This window comes from Kitasatospora sp. NPDC040550 (genome assembly GCF_055594965.1).
This window is the reverse complement of the sequence record NZ_JBVIWC010000007.1, coordinates 54,439-70,866: the sequence shown is the minus strand read 5'-3', so window position 1 is coordinate 70,866 and position 16,428 is coordinate 54,439. Positions and strand designations below refer to the sequence as shown.

At 72.4% G+C, this 16,428-nt stretch carries 12 protein-coding genes; 10 read left to right on the top strand and 2 right to left on the bottom strand.

Translation table 11 applies throughout. The features are described from left to right. The first annotated feature begins 75 nt into the window (after window positions 1-75). Entirely contained in the window at window positions 76-1,503 is a 1,428-nt protein-coding gene (locus ACZ58X_RS12760; protein WP_470333691.1) for a family 2B encapsulin nanocompartment shell protein, read from the top strand. Between the two features lie 47 nt (window positions 1,504-1,550). On the opposite strand, the gene glgX is transcribed toward ACZ58X_RS12760, so the two are convergent. Further along, a complete protein-coding gene (gene glgX / locus ACZ58X_RS12755; protein ID WP_470333690.1) occupies window positions 1,551-3,734 on the bottom strand; it encodes a glycogen debranching protein GlgX in 2,184 nt (727 codons plus the stop codon). Between the two features lie 493 nt (window positions 3,735-4,227). Here glgX and ACZ58X_RS12750 point away from each other — a divergent pair, with 493 nt between their 5' ends. The 7 genes from ACZ58X_RS12750 to ACZ58X_RS12720 all read left to right on the top strand — a co-directional run bounded on the left by ACZ58X_RS12750 (window position 4,228) and on the right by ACZ58X_RS12720 (window position 13,276). Further along, window positions 4,228-5,454: a L,D-transpeptidase gene (locus tag ACZ58X_RS12750; RefSeq protein WP_470333689.1), complete on the top strand. Its 1,227-nt coding sequence runs from the start codon at window positions 4,228-4,230 to the stop codon at window positions 5,452-5,454. A gap of 138 nt (window positions 5,455-5,592) precedes the next feature. Further along, window positions 5,593-6,855 (top strand): L,D-transpeptidase, encoded by a 1,263-nt coding sequence (locus ACZ58X_RS12745; protein ID WP_470333688.1) that lies wholly within the window; start codon window positions 5,593-5,595, stop codon window positions 6,853-6,855. A gap of 164 nt (window positions 6,856-7,019) precedes the next feature. Continuing rightward, entirely contained in the window at window positions 7,020-8,240 is a 1,221-nt protein-coding gene (locus ACZ58X_RS12740; RefSeq protein WP_470333687.1) for a L,D-transpeptidase, read from the top strand. 200 nt (window positions 8,241-8,440) lie between these two features. Next, window positions 8,441-8,947 carry an ATP-binding protein gene (locus ACZ58X_RS12735; RefSeq protein WP_470333686.1) on the top strand — a complete coding sequence of 169 codons (507 nt, stop codon included), beginning with the start codon at window positions 8,441-8,443 and terminating at the stop codon, window positions 8,945-8,947. 587 nt (window positions 8,948-9,534) lie between these two features. Next, window positions 9,535-11,517, top strand: a complete 1,983-nt coding sequence (locus ACZ58X_RS12730) for a ricin-type beta-trefoil lectin domain protein (RefSeq protein ID WP_470333685.1) — start codon at window positions 9,535-9,537, stop codon at window positions 11,515-11,517. A gap of 319 nt (window positions 11,518-11,836) precedes the next feature. After that, window positions 11,837-12,730, top strand: coding sequence for a DMT family transporter (locus ACZ58X_RS12725; protein ID WP_470333684.1), 894 nt, complete (start codon window positions 11,837-11,839; stop codon window positions 12,728-12,730). A gap of 90 nt (window positions 12,731-12,820) precedes the next feature. Then, window positions 12,821-13,276 (top strand): nuclear transport factor 2 family protein, encoded by a 456-nt coding sequence (locus ACZ58X_RS12720; protein WP_470333683.1) that lies wholly within the window; start codon window positions 12,821-12,823, stop codon window positions 13,274-13,276. A gap of 36 nt (window positions 13,277-13,312) precedes the next feature. Here the strand turns inward: ACZ58X_RS12720 and ACZ58X_RS12715 are convergent, their stop codons facing one another. Then, the gene (locus tag ACZ58X_RS12715) at window positions 13,313-14,065 is read right to left on the bottom strand and encodes a TetR/AcrR family transcriptional regulator (protein ID WP_470333682.1); all 753 of its coding nucleotides are present in this window, start codon (window positions 14,063-14,065) and stop codon (window positions 13,313-13,315) included. Between the two features lie 142 nt (window positions 14,066-14,207). Here ACZ58X_RS12715 and ACZ58X_RS12710 point away from each other — a divergent pair, with 142 nt between their 5' ends. Then, window positions 14,208-14,801, top strand: coding sequence for an NADPH-dependent FMN reductase (locus tag ACZ58X_RS12710; protein WP_470333681.1), 594 nt, complete (start codon window positions 14,208-14,210; stop codon window positions 14,799-14,801). A 31-nt stretch (window positions 14,802-14,832) separates the two neighbouring features. Beyond that, window positions 14,833-16,386: an MDR family MFS transporter gene (locus ACZ58X_RS12705; protein ID WP_470333680.1), complete on the top strand. Its 1,554-nt coding sequence runs from the start codon at window positions 14,833-14,835 to the stop codon at window positions 16,384-16,386. Window positions 16,387-16,428: the final 42 nt, after the last annotated feature.

The following is a 16,428-nucleotide window of genomic DNA, read 5'->3' as shown; positions in this document are numbered from 1 at the left end:
CGAGCGCCTGCCGAACGGCCGATGACATCTCCTGACGGATGCTCATGGACAAGCGAGTGACAGGAGTGTGTGGACATGACGGTCGACACCGAGCCCACCCCCGGCCCACGATCGGCAACCGTGCAGGTCAGGGCCCAGCTCAGTCTCAGCACCACTGCCGCGCGCAACCTGGCGACGACCACCAAGTCGAAGCCGCAGATGCAGGAGATCACCTCCCGCCTGCTGCTCAAGGCGCTGCCGTGGGTGCAGGTCAGCGCGGGTACGTACCGGGTCAACCGTCGCCTCAGCTACGCCTCCGGGCGCGGCCGGGTGGGCTTCGCCAAGGCCGGTTCCACGGTCACGGTGATCGCGCCCTCGCTGGCCGAGGTGCCGGCGCTGCGCGGGTTCGAGGACCAGGAGGTGCTGGCCGAGCTGGCCCGGCGCTTCGCGCAGCGGGACTTCGCGCCGGGCGACGTCCTGGTGCGGGAGGGGACGCCGATCGAGGAGGTGTTCCTGATCGCCCACGGCAAGGTCGACCGGATCGGCACCGGCAAGTACGGCGAGGAGACCGTGCTCGGCACCCTCGCGGATGGCGACCACGTCGGCGACGAGGTGATCACCGAACCCGGCGGCAGCTGGCCGTACACCGTGCGGGCCGCCACCGCCGGCGTCGCCATGGCGCTGAACGCGGCCGGGCTGCAGGAGCTGGTCGACCGCTCCGCGCCGCTGCGCGAGCAGCTGCTGGGCTTCGCCGCCGACGCCGCCCAGGCGCAGAACGCCCACGGCGAGGCGGAGATCGACCTCTCGGCCGGCCACCAGGGCGAGTACGAGCTGCCCGGCGCCTTCGTGGACTACGAGCTGGAGCCGCGCGAGTACGAGCTGAGCGTCGCGCAGACCGTGCTCAAGGTGCACACCCGGGTCGCCGACCTCTACAGCAAGCCGATGAACCAGACCGAGGAACAGCTGCGGCTGACCATCGAGGCGCTGCGCGAGCGGCAGGAGCACGAGCTCGTCAACAACCCGGAGTTCGGCCTGCTCCACAACGCCGACTTCGACCAGCGGATCCAGACCCACTCGGGCGCGCCCACCCCGGACGACCTGGACGAGCTGCTCGCCATGCGCCGTGACACCGACTACCTGTTCGCCCACCGGAGGGCGATCGCCGCCTTCGGGCGGGAGTGCAACAAGCGCGGCATCCACCCGGGCACCGTCGACGTCCTCGGCAAGCAGCGGCCGGTCTGGCGCGGGGTGCCGATCCTCACCTGCGACAAGATCCCGGTGCTGGGCGGCCAGACCACCTCCTTCATCGCGCTGCGCGTCGGCGAGGACGACCAGGGCGTGGTCGGCCTCACCCAGGTCGGCATCCCGGACGAGGTGGAGCCGGGCCTGAACGTCCGCTTCATGGGCATCGACGAGAAGGCGATCGCCTCCTACCTGGTCAGCACCTACTACTCGGCGGCGGTGCTGGTGCCGGACGCGATCGGCGTCCTGGAGAACGTCGAGGTCGGGCACGCCCGGGGCTGAGTCCGGGCGCGCGGCCGGGCGCGGGACCGGGGTCGGGCCCGGGCCGGCTAGGCGTCGCGGGCGGGTGCGCGCAGCAGTTGCAGCGAGCGCCCGCCCAGCACCACCGCGCCCCGCGGCCGGGCCTCGCCGGTGCCCGCGGCGGCGGTGTCCAGCACCGTCTCGTAGGCGGCCTCCGGCTCCGCCCAGGGCTCGCCGGGCAGGGTGAAGACCACCGGTTCGGGGGCGGCGTTGAGCAGCAGCAGGAAGCTGTCGTCGGCCAACGGGAGCCCGGTGTCGTCCTGTTCGGGCAGCGCGGCGCCGGACAGCAGCATGCCGAGGCAGGCGGTGGGGCCGAACCAGTCCGCCTCGGTCATCTCCTTGCCCAGCGGGGTGAACCAGGCGAGGTCCGGCTGCCCGCCGGGAGTGGCGGCCCGGCCGGAGAAGAACGCCCGCCGGCGCAGCACCGGATGGGCCCGGCGCAGCCGGACCAGCCGGGCGGTCAGTTCGCACAGCTCCCGCCAGCCGGGCCGCTCCAGCAGCGACCAGTCCAGCCAACTGATCTCGCCGTCCTGGCAGTAGGCGTTGTTGTTGCCGCCCTGGGTGCGGCCCAGCTCGTCCCCGGCGGTGATCATCGGGACGCCCGCGGAGAGCAGCAACGTGGCCATCAGGTTGCGCAGTTGGCGCAGCCGTAGGGCGTTCACCTCCGGGTCGGTGGTCTCGCCCTCGGTGCCGTGGTTCCAGGAGCGGTTGTCGTCCGTGCCGTCCCGGTTGGCCTCGCCGTTGGCCTCGTTGTGCTTGCGGTCGTAGGAGACCAGGTCGCGCAGGGTGAAACCGTCGTGCGCCGTCACGTAGTTGACGGAGGCGTACGGGCGGCGGCCGGCCCGCTGGTAGAGGTCCGAGGAGCCGGCCAGCCGGTAGCCGAGCTCGCGCACGTCCGGGCGGGCGCCGCGCCAGAAATCCCGTACGGTGTCGCGGTAGCGGTCGTTCCACTCGGCCCACAGCGGGGGGAAGCCGCCCACCTGGTAGCCGCCCGGGCCGACGTCCCACGGCTCGGCGATCAGCTTCACCCGGCTCAGCAGCGGGTCCTGGGCGATCGCGGCGAGGAACGGGTGCTCCATGTCGACGCCGTCGCTCGCCCGGGCCAGGGCGGCCGCGAGGTCGAAGCGGAAGCCGTCCACGCCCATCTCGGAGACCCAGTAGCGCAGGGAGTCGGTGATCAGCCGGATCACCTGCGGGCGGCGGGTGTCCAGGGTGTTGCCGCAGCCGGTGTAGTCGGCGTAGCCGCGCGGGCGGTGCGGGGCCAGCCGGTAGTAGGCGCCGTTGTCGATGCCGCGCAGGGACAGCGCGGGCCCCAGCTCGGCGCCCTCGGCGGTGTGGTTGAACACCACGTCCAGGATCACCTCGATCCCGGCGGCGTGCAGGGCGCGGACCATCCGCTTGAACTCGCCGACCTGGCCGCCGCGGGAGCCCGAGGCGGAGTAGCCGGCGTGCGGGGCGAAGTAGCCGACCGTGTTGTAGCCCCAGTAGTTGACCAGGCCGCGGGCCTGGAGGTGGTCCTCGCTGGCGTACTGGTGCACCGGCAGCAGCTCGACGGCCGTCACCCCGAGGCGGGTGAGGTGGGCGAGGGCGGCCGGGTGGGCCAGGCCGGCGTAGGTGCCGCGCAGGTGCGGGGGGACGTCGGGGTGGCGCATGGTGAAGCCGCGGACGTGGAGCTCGTAGAGGACCGTCTCGGCCCAGGGCGTCTTCGGGCGGTGGTCGTCGTACCAGTCGTCGTCGTCGTGGACGACCACGGATCTGGGCACGTACGGGGCGGAGTCGCGGTTGTCCCGGACGGTGTCGGCGACGTCGGCCTCCGGCCAGTTGCGGACGGCGGAGCAGGCGGCGTCGTGGGAGGTGTAGCAGCCGTCGACGGCGCGGGCGTACGGGTCGAGCAGCAGTTTCGCGGGGTTCCAGCGGGCGCCCGTCCACGGGTCCCAGCGGCCGTGCACCCGGTAGCCGTAGCGGGTGCCGGGGCGGACGCCGGGGAGGAAGGCGTGCCAGACCTGGAGGTCCTGCTCGGTGAGGCGGTGGCGGTGCTCCCGGCCGTCCTCGTCGAACAGGCACAGGTCGACGGCCTCGGCGCCGGCCGCCCAGAGGGCGAAGTTGGTGCCGGGGCCGCCCGGTCGGTCCGTCCGGTAGCGGGCGCCCAGGGGCTGCCAGCTGCCCGGCCGTACCCCGGCCTCCTCGGCTTCCAGATCCTGACCTGAGGTCATGGTCGTGCCCTCCCTGAACGGGGGGTCCCGGGCCCCGTTCACCTTCTCTTTCCCGGAATGTGGGACGGGGAAGCAGGCCGCTGCGCGGGGGCTTTGGTGTGGGGGTGGGCTTTCGGGAGGGTGGGTTGGTCCGGGGGCGGTTCCGGGGGTGGGTGCTCCGGGGGCTGGATGATTTTCGGACCGCCGACCCTGTGGGCAGATGGTCGGGCGCCGTTGGCGGTCTGAAAATCACCCGTCACGCCCCCTTCCGCACCCACCCCCTCCACCGCCCCCTCCCGCAGCGCGTCCCTCTCGCCTGGGGCGGGTGAGGGGTGGGTGGGGGGTGCTGTGGGTGGGTCGGTTGGGGGGTGGGGTGGGGTGGTGCGGGTTGTGGGTGGGGTGGGGTGGGGTGGGGTGGTGTGGGTTGTGGGCGCGTGTCCCGGGGTGGTCGGGGGTCGTTGTTCCCGGAGTCCGGTGTTCCAGGTGTCGGACCCGAGCAGTGGGAGGCCCCGGGATGCGGCGCCGAGTTGGGGTGTGGGCGCGCCGGGTGGCGGCGGCGGTGTGCTGTCTGGCCGTGGTCAGCGGGTGCGGCGGGTCGGCCGGGGCGCCGGCGGGGGACGCGGTGGAGGGCGGGGCGCACACGCCGCCTCCGCCGCCGTCGCGGGCGGTGCTGGCGGCGGTGCCCGCGGACGGGGCGCAGGACGTGCCGTCGGAGGGGCCGGTGCGGGTGAGCGTGACGCAGGGGCGGCTGGTGTCGGTGCGGCTGGCCGACGCCAAGGGGGTCGAGCTGCCGGGGGCGATCGGCGCGGACGGCACCAGCTGGGCGCCGGCGGGGGCGCTGCCGCTGGGGACGGCCTTCACCCTGGACTCGGTCGCGGAGGACGACCAGGGGCAGCGGGCGGCCCAGCACTCGGAGTTCTCCACGGTGGCCCGGGCGCACACCTTCGTGGCGTTCTTCACGCCGGAGGACGGGTCCACGGTCGGGGTGGGGATGCCGGTCTCACTGCGGTTCAGCCGGCCGATCGCCGACCGGGCGGCGGTGGAGCGGGCCGTACAGGTCACCGCGGACCCGCCGGTGCCAGTGGCGGCGCACTGGTTCGGCAACCAGCGCCTGGACGTCCGTCCGCGGCAGTACTGGGTGGCCGGCACCAGGGTGACGGTGGCGCTGCGGCTCAAGGACGTGCCGGGGGCGCCGGGGGAGCTCGGCAGCCAGAACCGGGACCTGCACTTCACGGTGGGCCGGGCGCAGGTGTCCACGGTGGACCTGGACGCGCACACCCTGACGGTCCGCTCCGGGCCGGGCGGCAAGGTGCTGCGGGTGCTCAAGGTCTCCGGGGGCAGCCCCGAGCACTCCACCTACCGGGGGGTGATGGTGGTGTCGGAGAAGTACAAGCTGACCCGGATGAACTCGCAGACCGTCGGGATGGGCGACGAGTACGACATCAAGGACGTCCCGCACGCGATGCGGCTGACCACCTCCGGCACCTTCGTGCACGGCAACTACTGGGCGGACCCGGGGGTGTTCGGCACCGCGAACACCAGCCACGGCTGCATCGGACTGGCGGACGCCAAGGGGGGCGCCGGCAAGGACACCCCGGCGGGGTGGCTGTTCGAGCACACCGTTCCTGGGGACGTGATCGAGGTGCGGGCCTCGGCCGGGGACTTCGTGCCGCCCTCGAACGGGCTGAACGGCTGGAACGTGCCGTGGGACCAGTGGGTGGCGGGCAGCGCGCTGCGGTAGCCACCTCCCCGGGATTCCCTCCGACCCCCCGGTTATCCTGCTCCGGCGCGTCGGGCCCGACGCGAAAGATCGGGATCCGGTGCAACTCTTCCGGTCACCCATCGCGTCAAGTGAGTGAATACCTGGAGGGGAGATTCCGTGAAGACGGGGAACACGGCCGGCGCTGCGATACGCACCGGTGGGCGCTACCGGCGCAGGGGCGCGATGGCACTGGTCATGGGCAGCGTGCTGCTGCTCACCGCGGCGTGCAACGACGACAAGGGCGGCACCTCGGGTGACGCGGCGGCGACGGCCCCGGCGGACGCCGGCGGGACGGCCGCCCCCGGCGGCGGCAACGCGGCCACGCCGAAGACCTCGGCGGCCGTGCTCTCGGTGTCGGCGAAGGACGGTGCCCAGGACGTCGCGCCGAACGGGCTCCAGGTCTCCGTCTCCAACGGCAAGCTGACCGCGGTCGAGGTGACCGACAAGAACGGCAAGCCGGTCGAGGGCGCGATCGCCCCGGACGGCGCCGGCTGGAAGCCCGCGGCGGCGCTCGCGGTCGGCATGGCGTACAAGGTGAACGCGCAGGCGAAGGACGACGCCGGGCTGGTGGCCGCGTCGACGACCTCGTTCACCACGCTGACGCCGGAGAAGAAGGCCTCCGCCAACGACAACATCGCCGACGGCGGCACCTACGGCGTCGGCATGATCGTCTCGGTGAACTTCAGCAAGGACGTCAAGAACAAGGACGCCGTCCTGAACGGCATCACCTTCGAGGCCAGCGACGGCACCAAGGTCAAGGGCCACTGGTTCGACAGTCGCCGGGTGGACTTCCGCCCGGAGGACTACTGGAAGCCGGGCACCAAGGTGACCATCAAGTACCGGTTGAAGAGCGTCGAGATCGCGCCGGGCGTCTACGGCGACGTGGACAAGGACGAGCCGTTCACCATCGGCCGGTCGATGATCTCCACCGCGGACGCCAAGACCCACAAGATGACGGTCGAGCGGGACGGCAAGAGCACCACCCTGCCGGTCACCATGGGGGCGGACGCGACGCCGTCCTGGAGCGGGACCATGGTGGTGATGGCCAAGGAGGGGGTCACCCACATGGACTCGCGCACCGTCGGCCTGGGCGGCGAGTACGACATCCCGGACGTGCCGCACGCGATCCGGCTGACCACCTCCGGCACCTTCGTGCACGGCAACTACTGGTACAAGGGCATGCCGTTCGGCAACCTCAACGGCAGCCACGGCTGCATCTCGATGCAGGACGTGCAGGGCGGCAGCGACTCCTCGGTCGCGGGCAAGTTCTACAACGACTCGATGGTCGGCGACGTGGTGAAGGTCGTGAACAGCAAGGAGAAGACCGTCTCGCCCTCCAACGGGCTGGGCGGCTGGAACATCACCTGGGCCAACTGGTAGGCCCGGCAGGTTTGTCGTCGAGCGGCCCGGACCTCACCCGTTGGGGTCGGGCCGCTCGGTTTTCGGGGCGGAAAGCCCCTCGAATGGCGCAACCTTTCCGGTGGCTCGACACATCTACGGGGCGGGTCCGTCGTGACCGCGGGGAGCAAGGGAGGGAATCGGCGATGAGGTCGATACGCAGAGTGGTGGCCGTCGGTTTGGTCGGCGGGGCGATGACGTTGACCGCGGCCTGTGGCGGCGGCAACGGGGGCGGCAGCGGGAGCGGCGCCGCCAAGGCCGATCTGGCGGCCGGGGCCTCGGCGTCCGCAGCGGCGCCCGGCAGTTCGGCGCCGAAGGTGTCCACGGCCGCGGTGAGCATCGAGCCGAAGAACGGCGCGGTGGACGTGGCGCCGGGCGCGCTCAAGATCGGTGCGACGGGCGGCAAGCTGACCACCGTCAAGGTGAGCGACAAGGCCGGCAAGGAGGTTCCCGGCACGATCGCCGCGGACGGCGCCAGCTGGACCCCGTCCGCCGGGCTCTCGGTGGGCACCGCCTACCAGGTCAGCGCGATGGCGGCGGACGCCAACGGCGCGGTCGCCGAGGCGGACAGCAGCTTCACCACGCTGACCCCGGCGGCGCTCGCCAAGGCCACCGACAACGTGGACGACAACGCGACGTACGGCGTCGGCATGATCGTCTCGGTGGACTTCAGCAAGGACGTCAAGAACAAGGACGCCGTCCTGAACGGCATCACCTTCGAGGCCAGCGACGGCACCAAGGTCAAGGGCCACTGGTTCGACGACCGCCGGGTGGACTTCCGCCCGGAGGAGTACTGGAAGTCGGGCACCAAGGTGACGGTGCACTACCGCCTCAAGAGCGTGGAGATCGCCCCCGGGGTGTACGGCACCGACCGGGACGAGCCCTTCACGATCGGGCGATCCCAGGTCTCGACGGTTGACGCCGCCGCGCACACGATGACGGTGGTCCGGGACGGCCGGTCGAGCTCCATCGACATCACCTCCGGGTCGGACCAACACCCCACCTGGAACGGCACGATGGTGGTCATGGCGAAGGAGGGCACGGTGCGGATGCAGTCCAGCACCCTGCCCGGCATGACCGGTGCGCCGTACGACCTCCAGGTGCCGCACTCGATCCGGCTGACCACCAGCGGGACGTACGTGCACGGCAACTACTGGAGCGGCTCCGCCTTCGGCGAGGACAACGTCAGCCACGGCTGCGTGGGCCTGCGCGACGTCAAGGGCGGCGGGGAGTCCACCTCGATGGGCACGTTCTACGCGGACACGCTGGTGGGGGACGTCGTCACCGTGAAGAACTCCATCAAGAAGGAGACGCTCGACCCGGCGAACGGGCTGAGCGGCTGGAACCTGCCGTGGAGCACGTGGTAACCAGCAGGTCGCTGCGGTAGGGCGTCAACCCGGGCTTGACTTCGGTCGGCCCGGGTCGATGCTTTTCCGGGGTCGGGTTGCTGGAGGCATATGCCGACTCGGGTGAGATCGTTTGCTCATTGTCCGTACGCGGCCGCTTGCGTTCCGCAATGATGGACGGCATGGCGGGTTGGGGCGAAACAGATCAGTCATCGGTTCCCGTGGCCGGCAGGGTCGCGGAGGCGTCGTGGATCGACGTCCAGGGTGCGCTCTCGGCGCTGGAGCGGCTCAGCTCCGAGGAGCTGCAGGAGATGTACACCGGCAGACTGTGCGACCAGTCCGCGCCCAACGAGGTGCGGCTGCCGTCCCGGCCGGAGTCGGGCCCGGTGGCCCGTCGGCTGGTCCTGAACGTCCTGGAGTCCTGGGAGCTCCACCAGCACCTGGAGGCGGGCGAGCTGCTGACCAGCGAGCTGGTCGCCAACGCCGTCCGGCACGCCGCCGGGCGCACCATCGGACTGCACGTCAGCCGCAAGCCCGGGTGGCTGCGGATCGAGGTCCGGGACTCCTCCCGCTCGCTGCCGTGCATGATCCTCGCCGAGCCCAGGCCGGTGAACGAGCGCGGGCGCGGATTGAAGATCGTCGACGACCTCGCCGACCGCTGGGGGGCCGACCTGCTGCCGCGGGGCAAGGGCGTGTGGTTCGAGTTGAAGGTCCGCGAGCGGGGCTGAGGCCGCCGGCCCGTTCCGGCCGCGGATACGCGCAGGGCCCCCAGGTTCGCCGTGGTCGGCGGTGGGGGCCCCTGCAAGTCATCGCGCGGCCAAGGGGGTGCGTGTCGCGCGATGGGCGTCGGCAGTGCCAGGTCGGGCCCGCCGAAGTTCTCGATGCCTCGACTATCGCACGAGTCTCAGCATGTGGGCAAACCGGGCGTCTTGGATTGCAAGGTTTGTAACCTACTTCACCTTTGGATTTTGCATAGGTTCACGCTCCGGCCTGTGAATATTCATGATCCCGCTCGTGAGTGCCGCTCCTGATCACCGGCCGTGGTCATCTCCCGGCGGGCGGGTGCGGACGCGTTCGAGCGGGTGGGGGCGGGGGCGGCACGGGGGTGCGGGGCGCGGACGGGGCGGTCGCGAGGAGGCCGTGGGGCCCGCTCCCGGAGATATCGATTCGTGATAACCGCCCGGCATTTCCGGGCGGCGCGTAAAGAAATGCCGGGCCTTTTCGTCCGGAACGTATGGATGTCGTCAACGGCGGCGCTCCGGCGGGATTTCCGGCCCTACCATCCAGCTTTACCGAGAAGAAGGATGGATTTGACGTGGAATCCCTGTCCCGCCTGAAACGCGCCCTCGCCTGCGGGATCGCCGCGGTCGCCGTCTTCGGCGGCCTGTCCGTACAGGCCCCGACGGCGTCGGCGGCGCCCCCCGTGGACACCACCTGCGGAACCCCGGCCGCCGTGGGCGGCGGCAACTGCATGACCGCGCTGATCAATTCGGCCTTCGACATGATCCGGGGCATGCGTGCCGCCGCCAACAACAACAAGCTGGACAATGCGGAGTTCACCCAGAGCACCGCGACCAAGTTGAGCCAGAAGTTCCCGGGGTTCAACGTCATGGTGTACAAGACGGTGGGCACCGACCTGTACGACACCGAATGGTTCAAGGGTGAGTACAAGGCCGACATGCGCGGGGTGCTGCTCGACACCACGTACAAGCTCAATCATTTCCTGGACAAGGACAAGAAGGACCCCTCCGGCTACGACGTGTTCCGGATCTGGGTCTTCCAGGGGGACTCGACCTTCCGGAACCGGACCGACGGCGGCTTCATGAACTGGGCGTTCGTCGGCAACGACGGCGACAGCGTCAAGAAGGAGTCGTGGACCTGCCGGTCGGGCACCGCGCGGCCCTACAAGTGCGACGGCGACGTGCGGAGCATCCACTTCCCCGGGCGGTCCGGCTACGGCACCAGGACCGGCAGCCTGACCCCCGACTCCAGCCGCCCCGGCTACCACGCCTGTCTGGACGTCAGCGGCAACGGCACCGCGAACGGCACCCCCGTGCAGTTGTGGGAGTGCAACGGCGGCGACGCGCAGAAGTGGACCTACAACGGGTACCGGCTCCAGGCGGCCAACGGCAAGTGCCTCGACCTGCCCGGCAACAACACCGCGAACGGCAACAAGCTCCAGGTCTGGGACTGCCTGGACAACCCCGGGCAGCGCTGGAACATGTCGGCCAGTGGCGGGTTCCGGCACCTGGTGGACCAGGAGGACCGGTCCAAGGACGTCTGCATCGACGACTACAGCGGCCAGACCGGCAACGGCAGCCCCGTGGTGGCCTGGGGCTGCGGCTCCGAGGACAAGCGGGACGCGCCCAACCAGAACTGGGCCTGGGGCGGCACCCCGCCGACCACCACCCCGACCACGCCCGCCAACGGCGCCGACGTGACCCTCAAGCTCGACAACGGGCTGGGCGCCGTCCCGGTCAGCGGTTCGGCCGGCGCGTCGGTCGTCCCCGGCATCCGGGGCGGCAACGAGTCCAAGTGGAAGCTCACCCCGGTGGGCGGCGGCCGCTACCGGATCACCAGCTCGTACGGGCTGGACCTCACCGAGAGCGGCAGCTACATGGCCGAGCTCCAGCCGTGGAGCAACTCCTCCCAGCAGAAGTGGCAGCTCGTCCCGGTCGGCAACGGCAAGTACCAGATCCGGATCTCCGCGGACGACTGCCTCGCCCACGACGCCGACTTCAAGCAGCTCGGCGTGTGGACGTGCAAGTCGGGCTGGCAGCAGGAGTGGGTGCTGGAGGGCTACTCCGGCGGCGTGATCACGCCGACCGACCCGACCACGCCGACCAAGCCGAAGCCCGACCCCGGCACCGGTGGTGGCGGCGGTGACGGCGGTGGTGCCAAGGTTCCGACCGAGCGGCCGCTGTTCCTCAAGCTCGCCAACGGGCTGGGCGCGTCGGCGCCCAACGAGACCGCGAGCTGGGGTTCGCCGATCGTCGGCGGGATCCTGGGGTACAAGGGGTCCCGCTGGACGATCAAGCCGCTGGGCGGGGACCGATACCGGATCGTCAACGACCTCGGGTTCAACCTCACCGAGAACCCGGCGACCTACGTCGCCGAGCAGCAGGCGTGGGGCGACACCTCCAACCAGAAGTGGCAGTTCAAGAGCCTCGGCGACGGGAAGTACCGGATCCAGATCGGCGACGACGACTGCCTCACCCACGACTCCGACTTCAAGCAGCTCGGGGTGTGGACCTGTGAGGGCGGCTGGAAGCAGGAGTGGACCTTCCAGCTCCTCTGACCGCTCCTTCGCGGTGCGCGGGAAGTCGGCCCGGCCGACTTCCCGCGCGGCGCCGTCTCCGGCCCCGGTAGCATCGGGGGCGTGAACCCTTACTGGCACGTCGCACTGCCACCGCTCCGCGCCTGATCGGGCGCCCGCTCCGGTGGCTTGATCCCCGCAGCCCCGTCCAGGGGCTCTGCGGCGTGCGCCCGTTCTCGGAACCAGTCCCCTCGACGGTCCTCGACGACGGAAGTTCACGACTGTGCCGAATCGTTCATCCGCGCCCGCGCGCGCTCGTCTGACCCCCGCCCCGCGCCGTACCCGCCCGATCGACGGGCCGGTGCCGATCCTGGCCTCCGCCCTGCTGTGGGGCACCACCGGGACGGCGGCCTCGTTCGCGCCCGCAGGCGCCCCGGCGGCCGGGATCGGGGCGGCGGCCCTGATGCTCGGCGGAATGCTGCTGTTCCTCACCGACCGCGCCGCCTGGTCGCTGCCCCGGGTGTGCGGGGCGGGGGAGCGGTGGCTGCTGCTGGTCGGGGCGGTGGCCGTGGTGGGGTACCCGGTCACCTTCTACCCGGCGGTGACCCGGACCGGGGTCGCTGTCTCCACCGTGATCGCCCTCGGCAGCGCGCCGGTGTTCACCGGGCTGCTCGGCCTGCTCGCCCGGCAGGGGCGCCCCGGCGCCCGGTGGGCCGGGGCCACGGCGCTGGCCGTGCTCGGCTGCGCGGTGCTGGTGCTCGGGCCCGAACTCCTCGGCGGCGGCGCGGCGGTGGACCTCCCGGGGGTGCTGCTGGCGGCGCTCGCCGGGCTCTCGTACGCGGTGTACTCGCTGATCGCCGGGCGGCTGATCGCGGCCGGGCGCCCGCCCGGCGGGGTGATGGGCGCGATGTTCGGCGGGGCGGCGGTGCTGGTGCTGCCGGTGCTCGCCCTGGGCCCGGTGGGCTGGCTGCTCTCGGCGCGCGGCGCGGGCATCGTGCTGCACCTCGGGGTGGTCACCACCTTCCTCGCCTACCGGCTCTTCGGCCACGGCCTGCGCCACACCCCGGCGCAGACCGCCACCACCCTCACCCTCGCCGAACCCGCCGTCGCCGCCGTCCTCGGCGTCGCGGCCCTGGGCGAGCGCCTCCCGGCCCTCTCCTGGTGCGGCCTCGCCGTCCTGGCGGGCGGCCTGGCCTTCCTCGCCGTCCCCGGGCGGCGCCGAGGCGGAGCCAGGCGTACGGCCGGTGCTGGGTAGGGTGGGGCGGACCGAATGAGCTGCGGGGGCCAAGTGGCATGCGGTGACGGCGTGCTGACGGACCTTCCGCCGTCGAAGGGGGCTCTCGTCATGTCGGAATCCGTGCTGCCCGGTCCGGTGGAGCTGCTGGCCCGTTACCGGCGGGCGATGCTCGACCTGGACGCGGACGCGCTGGCCGGGCTGTACGCCGAGGACGGGGTGCACGAGTTCCCGTTCCTGTTCCCGGGGATGCCCGAGCGCTACCGGGGGCGGGAGGAGGTCCGGGCCGGGTACCGGGCCGCGTGGGGGGCGAGCGAGGCCCGGCCGCGGGAGGTCCGGGAGGTGGCCGTCCATCCGGGGGCGGATCCCGAGGTGCTCACCGTCGAGCAGGTGGTGATCGGGACGGTCGCCTCCACCGGTGCGCCGTTCGCCCTCCCGGGCCTGTTGGTGCTGCGGGCCCGGGAGGGGCTGCTGGTGCACGTCCGGGACTACATGGACGGCCTCGGCGTCGCCCACGCGATGGGGCGGCTGGGCGCGGTGGCCGCGCGCCTGGAGGGCCGGGCCTGAGGACAGGCTCTGAGGGCAGGGCCCGGGGGCTGCGGCTCAGATGCCGAAGTGGGTGGCGATGCCGTCGAGGACGCAGTCGAGGCCGGTCTCGAAGTGCCAGGCGGGGTCGTCCTTGCGGGTGGCCCGCTGGAGGTACTGCTGGTAGGCGGGGTAGCGGCCGGTGCCCATCAGGTAGGTCATCCGGGGGGCCAGGCCGGCGCGGGTCTCGTCGCCGTCGGACCAGTTGTGGTCGCGGCGCAGGGCGGCCAGGGCGACCTCCGAGGCCACCGAGCCGTGGACGTAGCCGGCCACCGTGCGGAAGATCGCCATGGTGGTGTCGGCGTCCAGGCCGTGCTCGGCGAGGGCGGCGAAGGACCGCTCGGGGACGGCGAGCTGGTTGGGGGTGAGGGAGAACGGGGTGGCCGCCCGGACCATCCAGGGGTGGGCGAGGTTCATCGCGCGCAGGTGGACGGCGAGTGAGCGCATGGCCGCGCGCCAGTCGTCGGCGGGGGCGTCCAGGGGGAGCCGGCCGTAGACGAAGTCGGCCATCAGCTCGATGAGTTCGTCCTTGCCGGAGACGTACCGGTAGGCGGCCATCGGGGCCACGCCGAGCGCGGCGGCGAGCCGGCGCATGGTGACGGCGTCCAGGCCCTCGGTGTCGGCGATGGCGACCGCGGCCTCGGCGATCCGGTGCGGGGTCAGGGCGGTGCGCGGTGCGGGGGCCGGGCGGTCGAGCCGCTCCCAGAGGGAGGGCTGCGGCTCGGCGGCTCCGGTGCGGTCGTTCCCGGTGGGGGCCTGCTGAGCGGGCATGGGGGCGGTTCCTTCCGGCTGGGTGGTTCCACCGTACCACTCGCGTGTACAACGTATCCGGCAAGTGGACGACGTACGCGGCAGTGTGTACGTTGTATCCATCGCCGATACGGCGTACACATCGCTTTGGAGGGGGATCCCCATGTCCACGGAGCAGAACCTCAAGGTCGCGGTCGTCATCGGCAGCACCCGCGGTGGCCGCTTCGGCCCGGTCGTCGCCGACTGGCTGCTCGGCCACCTCGACTCCCGTGCCGACACGGTCGCCGACCTGGTCGACCTGGCGGCCACCCCGCTGCCCACCGTCATGCCGTCCTTCGGCGGCGAACTCCCGCCGGAGGACGTCGAGTTGCTCGCCGCGGTGTCGCCCCGGCTGGCGGCCGCCGACGCCTTCGTGTTCGTCACGCCGGAGTACAACCACAGCTTCCCGGCGCCGTTGAAGAACGCCATCGACTGGCACAACCAGCAGTGGCACGGCAAGCCGATCGCCTTCGTCTCGTACGGCGGACTCTCCGGCGGACTCCGGGCCGTCGAGCAACTGCGCGTGGTGATGGCCGAGTTGAACTCCGTCACGATCCGCAACACGGTCAGCTTCCACGGCGCCGCGCAGGCCTTCGATGCCGACGGCAAGCCGCGCGACCCGGTCGCGGACGCCGCGGCCGAGACCATGCTCGACCAACTGGTCTGGTGGGCGCAGGCGTTGCGGGACGCCCGGCGGTCCCGCCCGTTCGCCGCCTGAGCCCCGGACGGGGACGGAAAGGAGAACGGCCATGGCCACCCCGCTGGTCGACGACCGCCCCAGGCCGCCGCTGCTCGGTGTGCTCGGGCTGATGCTCGGCATCTTCCTCTCGGCCCTCGACGGGCAGATCATCGGCACCGCGCTGCCCACCATCGTCGGCGACCTCGGCGGACTGGAGCACCTCTCCTGGGCGGTCACCGCCTACCTGCTCACCTCCGCCGCCGCCACCCCGCTGTGGGGCCGGCTCGGCGACCTGTACGGGCGCAAGGGCGCCTACCAGTGGTCGGTGGCGGTCTTCCTGCTCGGTTCGGCGCTGTCCGGACTCGCCCAGGACATGGGCGAGTTGATCGCCTTCCGGGCGCTCCAGGGGGTCGGCGCGGGCGGGCTGATGGTGGGCGCGCTCTCGGTGATCGGGGTGCTGGTGCCCGCCTCCGACCGGGGCCGGGTGCAGTCCGTGGTCGGGGTGCTGATGCCGATCGCCTTCGTCGGCGGGCCGCTGCTCGGCGGGTTCCTCACCGACCGGCTCAGCTGGCGCTGGGCGTTCTACCTCAACACGCCGATCGGGGTGTTCGCCATGGCCGCGGTCGCCGTCGCGGTCCGGCTCGACAAGGCCGAACGGGCCCGCGCGCCCTTCGACTGGGCCGGGGTCGCCCTGCTGACCACCGGCATCCTCGGGCTGACCCTGGTCAGCAGTTGGGGCGGGACGACGTACGCCTGGACCTCGCCGCTGATCCTCGGCACGGGCGTGGTCGCGGTGGCCGCGCTGGCCGCCTTCGTGCCGGTCGAACTGCGCGCGCCGGGGCCGCTGGTCCCGCCCGCGCTGTTCCGCAGCCGCAACTTCTCGGTGGCCCAGGCGCTGGGCTTCCTGGTCGGCGCGGTGATGCTCGCCCTGATCGGCTGCCTGCCGCAGTACCTGCAGTTCGTCCAGGGCGCGTCACCGACCACCGGCGGGCTGCTCCTGCTGCCGCTGATGCTCGGCATGATGGGCACCCAGCTGGTCACCGCCCGGCTGATGGGCCGGCCCGGCGGCGAGCGGCGCTACCCCGTCCTGGGCGGGGTGCTGACCCTGGCCGGGTCGGCGCTGCTGCTGTCCCTGGGGACGGACACGCCGGTGGCGGTGGCCTCCGGGCTCACGGCGGTCGCCGGGATCGGCATCGGGCTGCTGATGCAGAGCACCATGCTGACCTCGATGGGCGCGGTGCCGCGCGCGGACATGGGCGCGGCGATGGGCGTGGTGACCCTGCTGCGCGGCTTCGGCGGCTCGCTCGGCATGGCCGCCCTCGGTGCGGTCTACACGGCGCGGCTGACCGCCGCCCTGGAGGAGCGGCTGAGCCCGGCCGACGCCGCCCGGTTGACCGGCGGAGGGGGGCTCACCCCGGCCGCGCTGGCGGGCCTGCCCCCGGCCGTCCGGGACGCCGTCGGCACGGCCGTCACCAGCGGGCTGCACGGCGCGGTGGCCGGCGGCCTCGGCCTGGCGGCGGTGGCGACGGCGGTCGCCCTCCTGGCCCGGCCGAACCCGGCCCCGGCGTCCGGCTCCGAGCCGAGCCCGAGCCCGAGCCCGGCGCGGCGGGCGGCCGCGCCGTAGCCCTGCCGCCGGCCGGAGGGCGGCCGGGCAGTGGCCAGGGAG